The organism is Streptacidiphilus neutrinimicus (assembly GCF_000787815.1).
Taxonomy (GTDB): domain Bacteria; phylum Actinomycetota; class Actinomycetes; order Streptomycetales; family Streptomycetaceae; genus Streptacidiphilus; species Streptacidiphilus neutrinimicus.
Window position 1 is genome coordinate 13,884 of the sequence record NZ_BBPO01000005.1, and the last position, 16,919, is coordinate 30,802.

Below are 16,919 nucleotides of genomic sequence, written 5' to 3' on the forward strand. Positions count from 1 at the left end.
GTGCAGCACCCGCCACAGGGCGCGGTCGCGCACCGGGACGGCCGGATCGCGCAGCAACGCGCGCAGCTCGGGCCGGGACGGCGGGCTCCGGCGGGCGGCGGGCGGTGCCGCGCGCCGGGGGACCGCCTCGGCCAGGGCCTCCCGGCCGGCCCAGGCGGAGAACGAGCGCAGCGCGGCCCGGTGCCGGTTCCAGGTCGCGGGCGCGGCGTCGCCCCACGCCGTGCGGAACACGCGCGCCAACCGGTCGGGCGTCAGGTCGTCCAGGGGAGCGGCGTCGCCGAGTCCGCTGCGCAGGCGGCGCAGGGTCTGCGCGTACGAGCGCCGGCTGGAGACGTCCAACCCGGCCTGACCGAGGAAGGCGTCCGCCGCCGCGCCCAGCAGCGGGCCGGCGGGCGCGACGCCCAGCGCGTCCGCGCGGCGCAGCAGGAAGGCGCGTTCGGCGTCGTTGCGGGTGAGCCCGGCCGCACGCCGGAACTCCGTGCGCGCCTCCGCCGTACGGCCCAGCCGCACCAGCAGATCGGCGCGGACGCTGGGCAGCAGGTGGTAGTCCTGGAGCGTCGGATCCAGACGCAGCGCGTCGACCAGGTCGAGCCCGGCCTGCGGGCCCTGCGCCCGGCCCACGGCCACGGCACGGTTGAGCTGAACGACGGGAGTCGGCAGCAAGTGCGCCAACGCCTGGTACAGGCCCGCGATCTGCGCCCAGTCGGTCTGCTCGGCGGTCCGCGCCTGCGCGTGGCAGACGGCGATGGCGGCCTGCAGCAGATACGGACCGGGTCCCCCGACGCGCTCGCCCGTCGACCGGGAGGCGTCGAGCAGGTCGCGGGCACGGAGCATCGCCTCGAAGCCGCGGCGGATCAGCAGCGGGTCCCAGCGTCCCCGGTTCTGCTCGTGCAACTGGACCGGCTCGCCCTGGGGGCCGGTCCGCGCCGCCTGCCGGGAGGCCTGCAACTCCATGAGGGCGACCAGAGCGTGCGCCTCCGGCTCCCGCGGAGCGAGCCGGGCGAGCAACCGGCCCAGCCGCAGCGCGGTGAGACACAGGTCCGGCCGGATCAAGTCCTCTCCGGAGGTGGCGGCGTAGCCCTCGTTGAAGACCAGGTAGACGACCTCCAGGGCCGCCCCGATCCGCTCGCCCAGCTCCTGCGGTGCGGGCGTGCCCGTGAAGTCGACGCGCTGCTGCGCCAGGAGGCGCTTGCCCTCGGCGATCCGCCGGGTGACGGTCGTCGTGTCCAGCAGCAGGGCCCGCGCGATCTCCTCGGGTGTGAGGCCGCCCAGCAGGCGCAGGGTCAGGGCGATGCGCGCCTGGGTGGGCAGCGAGGGATGGCAGGCGAGCAGCAACAGCCGCAGGATGTCAGCCGGTTCGTCGCCCTGGTCGCCCTCGTCGCCGGTCGCCTCGTCGGCCCCGCCGCGCTGTTCGTCCCACGGCTCGGCCGTCCCCCGCTCGCGGGCCAGTTCCGCGTGTCCGCGCTCCTCACGTTCGGCCCGGCGGATCCGGTCCACGGCACGGCGTTTGGCGACGGTGGTCAGCCAGGCGGCGGGGTTGGCCGGGACGCCGGCGGCGGGCCACTGCTCGAGCGCCGCCACCAGCGCGTCCTGCGCGAGCTCCTCGGCCGCGCCGACGTCGCGCACGATCCGGACCAGCGCGGCGGTGATCCGCGCCGACTCCAGCTTCCAGACCGCCGACACCACGGCGTGCACGCCCGCGTGCGCGTCCCCCGCGCGGCCTACGGGCGCCGGGGCGGCCGTCCGGCCGCCCCGCGGGCCCGGCGCTGTGGTCACGGCCCGAAGACCTGCTGGACGATGCTCTCGCCGTCGCCCACGATCCGGCGGAAGCGCCGGGCCAGCTCGACGGCTTCCTCCTTGGAGCCCACCTCTACCAGCGCGAAGCCGGCCACGGCCTCCTTGGCCTCGGCGAACGGGCCGTCGGTGACGGTCAGCTCGTCGCCATGGGAGACCAGCCGCACGCCCTCGGGGGCGAGGCCGCCGGTCGCCAGCAGGATGCCGGCGGCGGTCATCTCCTCGACGAACGCGGCCATCTCCGTAAAGAGCTTCTCGTCCGGCGCGGGGGTGGTTTCGGTGCTGCGGGCGGTCATCAGGTAGCGCATGATCCCTGCTCCTTCTTCTCCCGGGCGCCGCCCTCCGCGGCGCCCTTCTGCCCCTACGTCGAACCCGGCCGTATGACAGGGAACGCCCGGCTGACCTGAGCATATCCGTTTTGGTCAGCTTTCTGACGTGTTGGGGTAGCCGGATTCACGAGGGGCAACGTAGCCTGGCCCTACCCGAGAGCCCCAGGGGAGCGCGGAATGGCACTACTGAAACTGGCAGCGATCCTCCTGGTGGGCGGCGCGACTCTGATCCCGGCCGCGACCGCGACCGTCTCCACGACCTCCGCCGAGCACGCGTCCGCGAACTCCGCGAAGTCCGGGGCCTCCGCGGCGCCCGCGCCCGCACCGGTCGTGCTGGACTGCGCGGGCAAGCCGCAGACGCGGCCCGCCACGTACGTGCTGGCGTGCGGGGACGGCAACAACTACCTCTCCGGCGCGAAGTGGTCGACGTGGTCGACCGGTTCGGCGACGGGGACGGCGACCGACCAGGCGAACGACTGCGTGCCGTACTGCGCGGCCGGCCACTTCCGCGGCTTCCCGGTCAAGGTCCGCCTCGACCAGCCGGTCCCCTGGACGGGGCACCCGGGCCAGGTCCGTTACACCCGCATCACCCTGGACTACCCCGGCGCCCGCCCCACCGGCATGCCCGCCCACTTCGTCTGGCCGCTGCCCCGCCCGGTGAACGCCGTCGCTGGGACCTGACCTCCGGCCCGCGTCGTCAGGCCCGGGTCACCCGGCCCGGGTCACCGCTCGCGGTGCGCGCGGATGATCTCCGCGTAGCGCTCGCCGCTGGTCTTCACCGTGCGCCGCTGCGTCGCGTAGTCGACGTGCACCAGCCCGAAGCGCTTCGCGTAGCCGTACGCCCACTCGAAGTTGTCCAGCAGCGACCAGTAGTAGAACGCCGACACCGGCGCTCCCGCCGCCGCCGCGCGGGCGCACGCGGCGACGTGCTGCGTCAGGTACGCGGCACGCTCGGCGTCGTCGACACGGCCGTCGGGGCCGACGACGTCCTCGTAGGCTGCGCCGCTCTCCGTCACCATGAGGTCCTGCGCGCCGTACTCGTGGGTGACCCGCAGCAGCAACTGCTCCAGGCCCGGGGCGTGCACCTCCCACGGCATCGCCGTCTGCGGCCCGGGGCCAGCGAGTTGGCGAAAGCCGGGCACCGGGCCCGCCGGGTCGTCGGCGACGATCTGGCGGAAGTAGTAGTTGACGCCCAGCCAGTCCAGCGGCTGCGCAATGGTCTTCAGGTCCTCGCCCTGGACCGGGAGCTCGACGCCGTAGAGGGCCACCATGTCCTCGGGATAGCCGAGCCCGAAGATCGGGTCCAGCCACCAGCGGTTGATGTGCCCGTCGGCACGGCGGGCCGCCGCGAGATCCGCCTCGCTGTCCGAGGCGGGCTCGATGGGGCTGAGGTTGTTGGTGATGCCGACGCGGATCGCGCCCGGAGCGGCCGCGCGCAGCGCCTGCGCGGCGAGACCGTGGCCGAGGTGGAGGTGGAACGAGGCGCGTACCGCCGCGGTCAGATCCGTGAGGCCCGGCGCCATCTTGCCTTCCAGATGGCCGATCCAGGCGCTGCAGAGCGGCTCGTTGAGGGTGGCCCAGTCGGTGATCCGGTCGCCCAGCCGGGCCCCGACCAGCGCGGCGTACTCGGCGAACGCCTCGGCCGTCTCCCGCGCGGGCCAGCCGCCGCGGTCCTGCAGGGCCTGCGGCAGGTCCCAGTGGTAGAGGGTGGCGTTGGGGCGGATGCCCGCCTCCAGCAGCGCGTCGGTGAAGCGGTCGTAGTGGTCGAGCCCGGCCCGGTTCACCGCGCCCGTGCCCTGGGGCAGGACCCGCGGCCAGGCGATCGAGAAGCGGTAGCCGCCCAGGCCAAGGGCGCGCATCAGCGCGATGTCCTCGGGCCAGCGGTGGTAGCTGTCGGTCGCCACGTCGCCCGTGTCGCCATGGTCGATCGCGCCGGGGACCCGGCAGAAGGTGTCCCAGATGGACGGGGACCGGCCGTCCTCGGCCACGGCTCCCTCGATCTGGTAGGCGGAGGTGGCCGCCCCCCAGAGGAACGCGGGGCCGAAGGCGGAGGTGTCGGGCGCAGGCATGGGTCTCCTCAGCACACGGTGCGGGTGAAGAAAAAGCAGGTGGAAGGGGGAGTTCGGCCGGCTACTTGACCGAGCCGGCCGTCAGTCCGGCGACGAGGTAGCGCTGCAGCAGCAGGAAGGCCACGACCACGGGAACGCTGACCACCAGCGAGGCCGCCATGATCTGGTTCCAGTACACGTCGTTCTGCGAGGCGTAGTTGCGCAGGCCCACGGCCAGCGTGCGGGTGGAGTCGTCGGTCATCACCGAGGCGAAGAGGACCTCGCCCCACGCGGTCATGAACGAGTAGACCGCGACGGTGACGATGCCCGGCAGCGCGGCCGGCACGATGACCCGGACCAGCGCGCCGATCGGCCCGTTGCCGTCGACCTTGGCGGCCTCGTCCAACTCCCTCGGGATGGAGTCGAAGTAGCCGACCAGCATCCAGATCGAGAAGGGCAGCGTGAAGGTCAGGTAGGTGACGATCAGGCCCAGCCAGGAGCCGTCCAACTGGACGCCCGTGGCGGTGCCGATGTTGACGTAGATGAGGAACAGCGGCAGCAGGAAAAGGATGCCGGGGAACATCTGCGTCGACAGCACCGTCACGCTGAACAGCTGCCGCCCCGGGAAACGGTGCCGGCTCACCGCGTAGGCGGCGAGGATCGCGATGACCACCGAGATCGCCGTCGAGCAGGACGAGACGACCAGGCTGTTGACGAAGTAGTGCCCCAGCGGCACCGTGCTCCAGATGTCCACGTAGGGGCGGAGCGTGAGATTCGCCGGGATCCAGCTCCATGCCGCCTGGACGTCCTTGAGCGGCTTCAGCGAGCCGCTGACCATGACCCACAGCGGCAGGAAGGTGAAGATCCCCAGCAGGGTCAGCACGATCCGCCGCGTCCACACGAAAGACGCGGGCGGAGCCAGCGGACTGCGCGGCGGCTTGGGCCCGCGCGACGGCCTAGGCATCCGCCTTCCCCCTCCGGTTGGTGAGCAGCAGGTACACCGCGGTGACCACGAGCAGGAAGAGCAGCAGCAGGACGGACATCGCCGAGCCCGAGCCGAAGTTCCAGTTCTGGAAGGAGGTGTCGTAGATCTGCACCGAGATCAGGTTCGCCTGCGGCGGCGGCACGTTGCCGAACAGCGTGTAGGGGGTGTTGAAGTCGTTGAAGTTCCACAGGAACAGCACCAGGACCAACACCTGGTTCACCGAACGCAGCTGCGGCAGCGTGATGGAGCGGATGCGCTGCCAGGTGCCCGCGCCGTCCAGCGCGGCCGCCTCGTACAGGTCACCGGGGATGTTCTGCAGGCCCGCCGTGACGACCAGGAACGCGAACGGCCAGGTGCGCCAGACGGCGGTGATCAGCAGCGCCCAGAAGGAGTTGCCGCCGATCAACCAGAACGGCGCGGTCGGGAACAGGTGCAGGTCGTGCACCAGCAGCGTGTTCACCAGGCCGGTGTCCCGCTGGAACATGAACTCCCAGGTGATCGCGGCGGTGTAGGCGGGCAGGGCGTACGGCACCAGGAAGTAGGTGCGCAGCAGCCCGCGGCCGCGGAACGGGTCCTGCATGAGCACCGCCGCGCCGGTGCCGAGCAGCCAGGAGAGGCCGACCGTGAGCACCGTGAAAGCGCAGGTGGTCCAGAAGGACTGGAGCAGTTGCCTGCCGATGGCGCCGTTGAAGTCCAGCGCGAAGCGGTAGTTGTCGATGCCCGCGGCCGGGGCGGCGCTCCAGTTGCGGATGAAGAACTCGGTCAGGTGCTTGAAGCTCATGTAGATGCCGGTGAGCATCGGCACGACGTGCACCAGCAGTTCGAACAACACCGCCGGCAGGAGGAGCAGGTAGGGAAGTCCGGCGCGGCGCACCCGAGCCCAGGAGCGGCTCGGGCGCGCGGGCGCCGGCGTGCGTGCCTCAGCCACCGGCCTGGAGCTTCTGCTGCGCCTGGTCGAGCTGGGCGGCGACGCTCTGGTCGGTGACGGGCTTGCCCGCGGCGGCGTCGGCGAAGAGGTTCTGCACCGCCGCACCGATCACCGTCTCGAACTGGCTCTCCGTGGCCACGGCCGGCATCGGCGCCGCCGAGTTCGCCAGCACGCTCTGCAGCGTCTTGACCGTCTGGGTCTGGAACGCCGGGTCGCCGTAGGCGTCACTGACCGACGGGAGCGAGCTGTACTGCTTGTTCAGGTCGAGCTGGGCCTGCTGGCTGGTCATGAACTTCATGAACTGGATCGCCGCGTCCTTGTGCTTGGTGTTCGCGAAGATCGAGAGGTTGATGCCGGCCACGATGGAGTCGACGTGGCTCGCACCGGACGGCGCGGCCGCGTTGAACGGCACCGGCGCGACGCCGTACTGGCTCGGCTGCATGCCGTACTGGGCGAGCGTGGCGTCGGCCGACTGCCACAGCAGCATCGCGGCCTTGCCGGTCGCGAAGTCCTTCACCGCCTCCGTGCCGTTGGAGTACTCGGCGTCGCTCGGGTTGGCGATCTTGTCCGCGGCCATGAAGTCCACGTACTGCTTGATACCGGCCACGTTCTGCGGGGTGTCGAAGGTCGGCTTGCCGGAGGAGTCGTAGAAGCTGCCGCCCTGCTGCTTGCTGAAGGTGAAGGCGTGGTGGGCGTTCTCGGGGGTCTGCGCGGCCTCGACCGAGACGCCCCACTGGCCGCCCTTGGTCAGCTTCTTGCCGTCGGCGATGAACTCGTCCCAGGTGGTGGGCGGTTGGGTGATCCCTGCGGCCTGGAACATCGCCTTGTTGTAGTACAGGCCGTAGGCCATCGAGTAGATCGGCACGCCGACCGGCGGCTGACCGGGCGCGCCGGTCGCGGCCAGCGCTCCGGGCAGGAAGCGGCCGGTGCCGTCGATCTGCTTCATCACGTCGTCGGAGATGGGCAGGAAGGCGCCGGTCGCCTGCAGCGAGGCCGACCAGGTGTTGCCGATGTTGACCAGGTCCGGCCCCTGGCCCGAACTGGCGGCTGCGAGGATCCGGTTGAGCAGGTCGTTCCAGCCGATGACCTCCAGCTTGACCTTGATGCCGGTCTGCTTGGTGAACGCGTCGAGCTCGGGCGTGAGCACCTTGACGTCCTGGGCTATCGAGCCGCCCTGGTCACTGGCCCAGTAGGTGAGCGTGGTCCCCGCGACGGAGCCGCCGCCCGAGCCGGAGCCGCCGGAGGAGGAGCAGGCGGAGGCGAGCAGCGCGGTGGCGACGGCCAGGGTCAGCAGTGCCGATCTGGAGGAGCGCATGAAGGGAGCCTTTCGGGTGGGGGCGGATCAGCGCGGCCCTTGAGGGGGTGCCCGGAGCGGACGAAGGCTTTGCTCATGACTTAGTTCGAGACGTGATTTAACCTGTGAGATAATCAACCGTCAACAGATTCGGCGGTCCTGGGCCCGTTGTCGGCCAGTAGGGTGCCGTCCGGAGCAGAGCGTGGAGGATGGGCCGGGATGACCGACGAGGGCCGCAGAAACGTCCGTGACCTGCGGCGCGCCAACCGCGCCCGGCTGCTGCGGCAGTTGTACTTCCACGGCCCGCTCAGCCGGCAGGACTTGATCCAGGCGACCGGCCTCAGCTCGGCCTCCGTCAGCAACGTCGTGGCGGACCTGCTCGACGCCGGGCTCGTGGTGGAGGCGGGGGCCGTCGAGTCCGAGGGCGGGCGGCCGCGCATCCTGCTGCGCGTCGACACCTCCTGCTTCGAGGTCATCGGCATCGACGTCGGCGAGACGCGTATCCGGCTGGAGCGTTTCGACCTCGGCCTCGCCGAACTCGCCGCGCTGGACCTGCCCGTGGTCGGCGGCTCGCTCGACCAGGAGGCCGTCGTCGCCGCGATCGCAGCCGGGCTCGCCGAGCTCCGCGCGGGCGCGGCCGCGCCGCTGCTCGGCGTCGGCATCGGCGTTCCCGGCATCGTGCAGCACCAGCCGTACGCCGTCGTGCACGGCCAGACGGTCGGCTGGGACGCCTTCCCGCTGGAGGAGCGGCTGCGCGAACACACCGGGCTGCCGCTGTTCATCGACAACGGCGCGACCACCATGGCCCAGGCCGAAATGTGGTTCGGCGCGGGCCGCGACGCGGACAGCGCCGTCTTCCTGCTGCTGGGCTCGGGTGCGGGCGCGTCCGTCATCGCCGACGGCGCGCCCTTCCGCGGCTCGACCACCAGCGCGGGGGAGTGGGGGCACCTCAACGTCCAGTACCAGGGCCGCCGCTGCCGCTGCGGCGCGCGGGGCTGCCTGGAGGCGTACGTCGGCGCGGAGGCGGTCATCGCCCGCTACGCGGAGGCGGCGGAGGCCGCGGGCGTGGCGGGCATCGACGCGCAGGACGAGGAGGAGACACTGCGGCTGATCCTGGCCGCGGCCGAGCAGGAGGGGCCCGCCGGGGAGCCGGCGCGTTCGGTTCTCGACGAGACGGCCGTCCGGATCGGCGTCGGCATCGCCAACGTCGTCAACTTTCTGAACCCGCAACGGGTCATCATCGGCGGCTGGGCCGGGCTCGCTCTCGCGCCGGTGCTGCTGTCGCGGATCCGCGAGGTCGTCCGCGAGCACGCGCTGCGCTTGCCCTACTCGCTGACCTCGGTCGACCTCGGCGCCTTGGGTGCGGACGCGGTCGCCCGCGGCGCGGCCACCCTTCCGGTCGCCCGTCTCCTGGAGGCGGGCGCGTAGCGCCCGGCGCGCCGTGAATGCCGCGCAGCTTCGACTTCTGTATTGACACCGGCTCGACAGGCCTCCACGATGCACCGCAGAGAGCGCTCTCTCGCCTCAACGGCAAGCCCCCTGCACCACTCCCACCCACCCGTGCCAGGAGTGCCCATGAGATCTGTCGTGATCGACCCCGGCGGCTATGGCCGCCGCTCCCGCAGACGCCCGCTGTCCGCCCTGCTCGCCGTCGTCGCCCTGCTGCTGGCCGCGCTGTCCGCGCAGGCCGGGGTCGCCTCCCGAGCGGCGGCCGCGAGTTGCGGCACCACCGACCTCGCGCAGAACCGGCCCGCCACCGCGTCCTCGCTCGAGAACAGCAGCTTCCCGGCGTCCAACGCCGTCGATGGCAACACCGGGACCCGGTGGTCCTCGGGCTTCTCCGACCCGCAGTGGCTCCAGGTCGACCTCGGCTCGACCCAGACCATCTGCCAGGTCGTGCTGAACTGGGAGACCGCCTCCGGCAAGGCCTACCAGATCCAGACCTCGAACGACGCGACCAACTGGACCACGATCTACTCCACCGCCTCCGGTCCCGGCGGGACCGAGACGCTGAACGTGTCCGGCTCCGGCCGCTACATCCGGATGTACGGAACGCAGCGCAACACCCAGTGGGGCTACAGCCTCTGGGAGTTCTCCGTGTACGGCTCCGGCGGCGGCACCCCGCCCCCGCCCACCGGCGGCAGCCTCGGCTCCAACGTCGTCGTCTTCGACCCGACCATGTCGCAGACGACCATCCAGAACCAGCTCAACTCCATCGCCAACGCCCAGGGCGGCAACGAGTTCGGCACCGCCCGCTACGCGATCCTGTTCAAGCCCGGCACCTACGGCTCCGCCGCCAACCCGCTGATCTTCTCCGTCGGCTTCTACGAGAGCGTCGCCGGTCTCGGCCTGAACCCCGGGGACACGGTCATCAACGGCACCGTGGACGTGTACAACCAGTGCAACGGCGGCGTGCAGACCCAGTGCTACGCCACCACGAACTTCTGGCGCTCCCTCACCAACCTGACGATCAACGTCACCGGCATGACCGGCTGCTACGCGGGTGACGACTTCTGGGCCGTCTCCCAGGCCGCGCCGCTGCGCCGGGTGCACATCAACGGCAACCTGAGCCTGATGGACTACTGCACCGGCTCCCCTGACTGGGCCAGCGGCGGCTTCATCGCCGACTCGGAGTTCACCGGCGGCACCGTCACCAACGGGTCGCAGCAGCAGTTCTTCACCCGCAACTCCAGCCTCGACGGCTGGAGCAACGCCGTGTGGAACCAGGTCTTCTGCGGCGACCCGGGCGCGCCCGCGCAGTCCTTCGCCTCCAACTCCGGTGACAGCGGCGGCCCCAACTCCTACACCACGCTGGCCAACTGCCCCGAGACGCGGGAGGCGCCCTACCTGTACCTGGACGCGAGCGGGAACTACCAGGTCTTCGTCCCCTCGCTGCAGACCAACTCCTCCGGCCCGACCTGGCTGAACGGCTCCACGCCGGGCGTCTCGCTGCCGCTGTCCACGTTCTTCGTGGTCCAGCCCAGTGCCACCACGGACCAGATCAACGCGGCGCTGGCGGCCGGTGACAACCTGCTCTTCACCCCCGGCGTCTACCAGGTGCCGAGTACCATCAGCGTGACGCACCCGGACACGAAGATCGTCGGCCTCGGCTTCCCGACGCTGGTGCCCAGCAACGGCAACACCACGCTGAACATCGCGGACGTGAACGGCGTGAACGTCACCGGCGTCATCTTCGACGCGGGCCCGGTCACCTCGCCGACGCTGCTGACCGTCGGCACGGCCGGCTCCGGCGTCAGCCACGCGGCGGACCCGGTGACCCTGGACGACGTCTTCTTCCGCATCGGCGGCGCCACGGCCGGCTCGGCGGCGACGGCGCTGGTCGACAACAGCAACAACTCGATCGTCGACGACGCCTGGATCTGGCGCGCCGACCACGGCGCCGGCGCGGGCACCTGGACCGGCGACCAGAGCGACACCGGTCTGGTGGTGAACGGCAACAACGTGGTGGCGACCGGGCTGGCCGTCGAGCACTTCCAGAAGAACGAGACGGTCTGGAACGGCCAGGGCGGCGAGGTCGTCTTCTTCCAGAACGAGAACCCGTACGAGGTGCCCAACCAGGCGTCCTGGATGTCGAGTTCGTCGCAGAAGGGCTACCCCGCCTTCTACGTCGCCCCCGGCGTCACCAGCTTCCAGGGCTACGGCATGGGCAGTTACTCGTACTTCGACCAGAGCCAGGACATCCACAACGCGATGGCCTTCCAGGCGCCGAACACCTCGGGCGTCCAGTTCCACGACCTGCTGACCGTGTTCCTCAACGGCAGCGGCGGGATCGACTCGGTGATCAACGGAACCGGACAGCCCGTCAGCTCCACCTTCGGCGGCCCCAGCGACGTCGTCAGCTACCCGTGACGACGCCGCTCCCGCCGGCTGAGGCCGGCGCGACGCCGGTGTGATCACCCGTCCCGCGCGCGGCCGCTCCTCCCCGCCGTCAGCCGCGCGCGGGACGCCACATGGTCGTGACGACGTGCCCGTCGGGCATGGTCAGCTCGCCGGTGGGCACGAAGCCGACGGCGGCGTAGCGCTTGTCGTTGGCGGGCGGGTTGCTCGACTCCAGGTACGCGGGCATGCGGAGCTCGTCGATGCGGACGAGGCTCTCGCGCAGCAGCGCCATGCCGAGGCCCTTGCCCCGGTGGTCGTCGTGGGTGCCCAGCAGGCTCAGGTAGAAGTGCGGCTCCTGGGGTCGCGCGGCCTCCATCGGCTCCAGGATCCCGAGAATCCCGTCGGCGGTGCGGGCGTCGGTGGTCGCGCGGAGGAAGTCCGCGAAGCCGTGCTCCTCCTCGTCCGTGAGCTCCGTGCCGCCCGGCGGGATCCACAGCGCGGCGGCCTCGACGCGCTCGGTCACCAGCAGCCACGGATACCGCATCCCGGAGGAGGCGAAGAGCCGCCACAGCGCGCCGGCCTGGGCGGCCCGCCGCCCGGGGTCGGGGAAGGCCGGGCCCCACACCGGGTCGTCGAAGAACGCGGTGGTGAGGGCGGCGACGACGGCGTCGACGTCGTCGGCGCGCGCGGTGCGCACGATCGGCGGCTGCTCCTGGCTGCTCATCCGGCCACGATAATCGCGCGCCCGCGGGGCGGCGAGCCCCTATCGTGTCCGCGCGTGGCCGTGTTCGTGCACCTCACCTCATCGGCGGAAGAGCGCCGCGTCCGTCGCGCCGGGCTGCGCGCGGGCGGCCACGGCCAGGACGGCGCGCGGGGGGTCTACTGCTTTCCTGTCCTGCCGTCCTATGCGCTGACCCACCAGTGGCTGCGCGAGCTCGCCCGCTTCGGTACGCGGGGCGCCCCGGTCGCCGTCGCTGTGCGTCTCGACGACGCACAGCCGGTGCTGGTCGGCCACTACCGCGACCGTGCGCGGAGCGCGCAGGCGACGCTCCCGGCGAGCGAGGCGGTCCGGTGCGTGGCGGCGCTGGGGCTCGGGCTCTAGGCCGTGCTGTTGGCCGCGTCGTTGCTGACCGTCTTCGGGTGAGGGTGCGTCAGTCCGTGACCAGCTCCACCCGGATCGCGTCGCCGTCGCGGACGGTCGCGAGGGCCTTGGGGTCGCCGTCGAGCGCACCGAGCAGGTTGCAGGGGCTGGCCAGGCGGCACTCGTCCGCGCGGGAGATCGGCGTGGGCCCGAAGGGGAGCGCGAGGCTGTCGCCGTCGGTCCAGAAGGCGACCGTTCCGGGCTCGACGACCTGCCGGGCGTCCGGCTCGACCGGGCGGCTGACGGGGGTGCGGAAGTAGACCTCCTTGCCCCAGGTGCTCGCCGTCGACTGGATCGGCAGGGCGGCGCGCAGCGCCTCGCTGGTCGGGGTGGGGCGCAGGGTGGCCGTCGCGGTGCCGGCGGGCCAGATGATGCGAATCTGCATGGCAGCAGGGAAGCGTGAGCTTCAACATTTTGTCAATGTCGTCTCGGATACCGTCACCGCGTGGCCAGCCCGTACGACGTGAAGATCGAGGCCGCCCGGACCGTCGCCCCGTTCTGGGCGGCGCCGCACGCTCAGGTGTACGGCGCGGTGCGGGGCGGGCCGCCGCGCGCGGCCCCGGGGCGCGGAGGGACCGCGCCGCCGGGGCCGGGTACGGCCTCAGCGGGTCTCCAACTCCAGCCCGAACGGCAGTGGTTCGGTGTGCAGCACGCCGAGCCGCTGGGTGGCGCGGGTCAGCGCGACGTACAGCTCGTTGGCCGCGAAGCCGGTCGGCTCCACCACCAGCACCGTGTCGAACTCCAGGCCCTTGGCCTGCGCGGGAGCGAGCAGGACGACAGGGCGGGTGAGGTCCGGCGCGGGGCCGCTCGCGGCCTCCGGCAACGCCGCGATCAGGGCGTCGAGCTGGGGCTCCGGTGCGATGACCGCCAGCCGGCGCTCGGGGGAGGTGTGCTCCCCGACCGCCTTCGCGACCGCGCCCGGCAGCTCGTCCGGAGCGGGGACGGCCTGGGCCCACGGCCGCACGCCCGTGCTCCGCACGGAGCGTGGCGGGGTGAACGACGGGTCCGTGGCGCGGTGCACGGCCGCGGCCGCGTCCATGATCTCGGCGGGCGTGCGGTAGTTGACGTCCAGGACGACACGCTGCCAGCGGTCCTGGACGTGGGGGCTCAGCGCGGCGTCCCAACTGCCGCAGCCGCCGGGCTCGCTGGTCTGGGCCGGATCTCCGACCAGGGTCATCGAGCGGGTCGGGCACCGGCGCATCAGCAGCCGCCACGCCATCGCGGACAGCTCCTGCGCCTCGTCGACGATGACGTGACCGAAGGCCCAGGTGCGGTCGGCCGCGGCGCGCTCCGCCGCCGATCGGTGGTCGAGCTCCTCCTGGCGGTCCGCCAGGCGCTCGGCGTCGATGAGGTCGTGGGCGGCCAGGTGCTCGGACTCCTCGTCGTCGCGGTCCTCGAACTCCTGGGTCCGCGAACCGTAGGAGAGGTCGAGCACGCCCTGCGCGTAGGCGATCTGCTCCTGGCGCAGCGCCTCCTCCGCCGCACGCCGCGCCGCGTCGTCCTCGCCCAGCAGCTCGGCCGCCTCGTCCAGCAGCGGGACGTCCGCCGCGGTCCACTCCCAGCGGGCCGGGCGCTCGGGGCGGGACGCGTGCACGCGCCGGATCGTCTCGGCGTCGGCCTCCGGGAGGTGGGTCGGGTCCTCCAGGTAGTCGGCGAGGAACTGCTCGGGGGTGAGCTGCGGCCACAGCTCGTCGATCGCGGCGTGGACGGCAGGGCTGACGGCGACGGCCTTGCCGATCAGCGCCTGGTCGTCCGGGCCGAGCAGGTTCGGACCGCCGTAGGGGTCGTGGCCGAGGCGCTCGACGAGCTGCTGGGTGAGCGCGTCGATGACGGCGAAAGCGAAGTGCGGGCGGGCCAGGTTGTGCGGCAGCCGCGTCGAGCGGGCGCGCTCGCGCGCGGCGGCGGCGATCTCGCGGTCCAGGATCAGCACGCCGTCCTCGTGCTCGATGACCAGCGCCGGGTCGGGCAGCGCCTGCCGGTCGCGCAGGTGGGCGGCGAGCGCGTCGGCCATCGCGGCTCCGCCCTTGACCGCGGCGGCGGCCGGGGTGTCGACGCCGGTGGCGCGCACGCCGGGGAAGAGCTCGGCCGGGGTGGCGAGCAGCACGCCGGTCTCGCCGAGCGAGGGCAGGACCTGGCCGATGTAGGCGAGGAAGGCCGGGTTCGGGCCGACGATCAGCACGGCGCGGCGGGCCAGCAGCTCGCGCTGGGCATAGAGGAGGTACGCGGCTCGGTGCAGCGCGACGGCGGTCTTGCCGGTGCCGGGACCGCCCTCGACCACCAGCACGCCCTGGTGCGGGGCGCGGATGATCCGGTCCTGCTCGGCCTGGATGGTCTGCACGATGTCGTGCATGCGCCCGGTGCGCGCCGCGTCGAGCGCGGCGAGCAGCACGTCGTCGGCGTCGGAGCCCTCGAAGCCGGAGCGCTCGGCGTCGGCGAGGTCGAGGAGCTCGTCGTGCAGGGCGGTGACGCGGTTGCGCTCGGTGGTGATGTGGCGGCGGCGGCGCAGGCCCATCGGCTCGTAGCCGGTGGCGAGGTAGAAGGGCCGGGCGAGGTCCGCGCGCCAGTCGACGACGAGCGGGGTGCGCTCCGCGTCGTCGGCACGGATTCCGAGCCGCCCGATGTGGTGGTCGGCGCCGTCGCGGAAGACCAGTCGGCCGAAGCAGAGGCCGTGCTCGCCGGAGGAGTAGGCGGCCAGCAGACCGGAGTTCTCGGCGACCAGGACGTCGCGTTCGAGACGCGTCTGAGCGTTGGTCACCTCCTGCCCCAGCGCGGCCTGGACGGCGGCCTCGGCCCCGGCCTCCAGCACGGCGAGGCGTGCACGGAGCAGGTCGATGAATTCCTGTTCCTCGCGAATTCCGTCGTTTGACAAAGCCGCTCCCGCTCGGATATAGTGAACCCATAAAGATTCCTCGCTCATTGGTGTTTCGTCGGGCCGCAGAGCAGGGGAATCTCTCAATATACGAGCGAATTTGCCGGGACGCAATCCCGGCCTTTTTGTTTTCCCCTGGTCCCGGGTCGTGCCTCAGCTGGTGAGCAGGACGCCCACGTAGGAGACGGCCGCGATCAGCACCCAGGAGGCGAGCCCGACCAGCAGCGCCTTGCGGCCGGTGCGCAGCAGGTTCCGCACGTCGACGGTGCTGCCCAGGGCGAACAGCGCCGCGGCCGTCAACAGCTCGTCGACGGTCCCGGCCGTGTTCACGAAGCCGGCCGAGAGCACGCCGGTGCTGCGCAGCGCGACGCAGGCGAGGAATCCGACGAGAAAGAGCGGGATCGGCGCCGGACGGTTCTGCCCCGCCGCGCGCCCGCCCGCGCGGCGGGACCGCATCAGCGCGACGCCGGTCACCAGCGGCGCGAGCAGCGCCACCCGCATCAGTTTGACCACGACCGCCTGCCCGAGCGCGCCGGCGCCGGCCGTCTGCCCGATCGCGACGACCTGACCGACGTCGTGGACGCTCGCCCCCGTCCAGCGGCCGAACTGCAGGTCGGTCAGCCCCAGCGGATGGTGCAGCAGCGGCAGCACACCGATGGCGAGCGTGCCGCAGAGCGTCACCAGGGCGACGGCGGTGACGGTGTCCTGCTCCTCGCTCTCCGTCACGCCGTTCATCGCCGCCACGGCGGAGGCGCCGCAGATGGAGAAGCCCGTCGCGATCAGCAGCGGCTGGTCGCCGGGCAGCCCGGCCTTGCGGCCGAGCCACTGGGCGCCGAAGAACGTCGCCGCGACGACCAGGCAGACCAGCACGAGGCTCGGCCAGCCGAGCGCGAGGATGTCGCTCAGCGCGAGCTTGAGCCCCAGCAGGACCACGGCCAGCCGCATCACCCGCTTCGCGGTGACGCCGAGCCCCGGTCGCGTCGCGGCGGGCAGCAGCCGGGCGTCGCCCCTGCGCAGGTTCCCCGCGAGCACGCCGAGGGCGACGGCGGCGGTCATCGGCGAGACGGACGGCGCGAGGTGGTTCACCACGGCGGCCATGCCCGTGGCCGCCGCCGCGACGACCAGCCCCGGCGCGTTCCTGCGCAACGGCGCGCCCAGACGCGCCGACGGGCGGGCGAGACCTGCGGAGGGAGGGGTCTGCACGCTGCCGCGCCGGTCAGGGCGCACGGGGGTGATCGTCACCCGACCACTCTTGGGCGTCCGCCGTAGGGGCGGTAGCCGCAAAGCCGCGCCCACGTCATAGGGTTTCCCTATGACCGAACGGACGAGGGGGACGGCCGCCGGCACGGACCCTGCCCGGCGCGCGAGGACGGGGCGCGCCGGGCCGGTGGCGGTGACCGGCCGACCGAGCGTTGCGGGTGGGCCGGTCGACGACGGCGCGACCGGCGAGCCGCCGGACGGGGCCGGCACTGCGGGTGCCGGAGTCATGGCGCGTCGCCGAGGGCCGGCCGCGCGTGGCGGGGGCGGGGCGGGGGCGGCGAAGGGCGGAGCGTCAGGGAGGAGCGAAGACGTGACGGAGGCCGGAGAACACGGCAGACGGGCCGCGGTCGAGCGGGAGCGGGAGGGAACCGGGCAGGCGAGGTTGCCGGCGTCGAGGCGGTTGCCGATCTGGGGAGTTGGAGGCTGCTGGT

Annotated in this window: 14 protein-coding genes; 4 read left to right on the top strand and 10 right to left on the bottom strand. The window is 72.4% G+C overall.

Features of this window, described 5'->3' with window-relative positions; all coding sequences use genetic code 11:
* Together TR48_RS05425 and TR48_RS05430 are read right to left on the bottom strand one after the other, a co-directional pair.
* Positions 1-1,776: sigma-70 family RNA polymerase sigma factor (locus TR48_RS05425; RefSeq protein WP_052442418.1), on the bottom strand; the 1,776-nt coding region annotated here is incomplete at its 3' end.
* Positions 1,773-2,102: a YciI family protein gene (locus TR48_RS05430; RefSeq protein WP_042364740.1), complete on the bottom strand. Its 330-nt coding sequence runs from the start codon at positions 2,100-2,102 to the stop codon at positions 1,773-1,775. The genes TR48_RS05425 and TR48_RS05430, both read right to left, overlap by 4 nt.
* Positions 2,103-2,300: 198 nt before the next feature.
* On the opposite strand from TR48_RS05430, the gene TR48_RS05435 reads away from it, so the two are divergent.
* Positions 2,301-2,804 carry a hypothetical protein gene (locus TR48_RS05435; protein ID WP_042364741.1) on the top strand — a complete coding sequence of 168 codons (504 nt, stop codon included), beginning with the start codon at positions 2,301-2,303 and terminating at the stop codon, positions 2,802-2,804.
* 41 nt (positions 2,805-2,845) lie between these two features.
* Here TR48_RS05435 and TR48_RS05440 read toward each other — a convergent pair whose 3' ends face one another.
* The 4 genes from TR48_RS05440 to TR48_RS05455 form a co-directional block, all read right to left on the bottom strand.
* Complete coding sequence (locus TR48_RS05440; protein ID WP_042364742.1) at positions 2,846-4,192, bottom strand: GH1 family beta-glucosidase; 1,347 nt, start codon at positions 4,190-4,192, stop codon at positions 2,846-2,848.
* Positions 4,193-4,253: 61 nt separating this feature from the next.
* Positions 4,254-5,135, bottom strand: a complete 882-nt coding sequence (locus TR48_RS05445; RefSeq protein WP_084728850.1) for a carbohydrate ABC transporter permease — start codon at positions 5,133-5,135, stop codon at positions 4,254-4,256.
* Complete coding sequence (locus TR48_RS05450; RefSeq protein ID WP_042364743.1) at positions 5,128-6,084, bottom strand: carbohydrate ABC transporter permease; 957 nt, start codon at positions 6,082-6,084, stop codon at positions 5,128-5,130. The genes TR48_RS05445 and TR48_RS05450 overlap by 8 nt, the downstream gene beginning before the upstream one ends.
* Complete coding sequence (locus TR48_RS05455; protein ID WP_042364744.1) at positions 6,077-7,399, bottom strand: ABC transporter substrate-binding protein; 1,323 nt, start codon at positions 7,397-7,399, stop codon at positions 6,077-6,079. The genes TR48_RS05450 and TR48_RS05455 overlap by 8 nt, the downstream gene beginning before the upstream one ends.
* Before the next feature lie 198 nt (positions 7,400-7,597).
* Between TR48_RS05455 and TR48_RS05460 the strand changes: the two genes are divergently transcribed.
* Complete coding sequence (locus TR48_RS05460; protein WP_042364745.1) at positions 7,598-8,806, top strand: ROK family transcriptional regulator; 1,209 nt, start codon at positions 7,598-7,600, stop codon at positions 8,804-8,806.
* 147 nt (positions 8,807-8,953) lie between these two features.
* Positions 8,954-11,248, top strand: a complete 2,295-nt coding sequence (locus TR48_RS05465) for a pectate lyase-like domain-containing protein (protein ID WP_042364746.1) — start codon at positions 8,954-8,956, stop codon at positions 11,246-11,248.
* Positions 11,249-11,327: 79 nt separating this feature from the next.
* Here TR48_RS05465 and TR48_RS05470 read toward each other — a convergent pair whose 3' ends face one another.
* Complete coding sequence (locus TR48_RS05470; RefSeq protein WP_042364747.1) at positions 11,328-11,942, bottom strand: GNAT family N-acetyltransferase; 615 nt, start codon at positions 11,940-11,942, stop codon at positions 11,328-11,330.
* Between the two features lie 54 nt (positions 11,943-11,996).
* Between TR48_RS05470 and TR48_RS05475 the strand changes: the two genes are divergently transcribed.
* The gene (locus TR48_RS05475) at positions 11,997-12,320 is read left to right on the top strand and encodes a hypothetical protein (protein ID WP_369405556.1); all 324 of its coding nucleotides are present in this window, start codon (positions 11,997-11,999) and stop codon (positions 12,318-12,320) included.
* Positions 12,321-12,369: 49 nt separating this feature from the next.
* Here TR48_RS05475 and TR48_RS05480 read toward each other — a convergent pair whose 3' ends face one another.
* The 3 genes from TR48_RS05480 to TR48_RS05490 all read right to left on the bottom strand — a co-directional run bounded on the left by TR48_RS05480 (position 12,370) and on the right by TR48_RS05490 (position 16,470).
* Positions 12,370-12,744, bottom strand: coding sequence for a cyclophilin-like fold protein (locus TR48_RS05480; RefSeq protein ID WP_042364748.1), 375 nt, complete (start codon positions 12,742-12,744; stop codon positions 12,370-12,372).
* Between the two features lie 216 nt (positions 12,745-12,960).
* On the bottom strand, positions 12,961-15,213 hold the full coding sequence (locus TR48_RS05485; RefSeq protein ID WP_042364852.1) for a HelD family protein: 2,253 nt from the start codon (positions 15,211-15,213) through the stop codon (positions 12,961-12,963).
* 168 nt (positions 15,214-15,381) lie between these two features.
* The gene (locus tag TR48_RS05490; protein WP_236652019.1) at positions 15,382-16,470 is read right to left on the bottom strand and encodes a YeiH family protein; all 1,089 of its coding nucleotides are present in this window, start codon (positions 16,468-16,470) and stop codon (positions 15,382-15,384) included.
* Between the last annotated feature and the right edge of the window lie 449 nt (positions 16,471-16,919).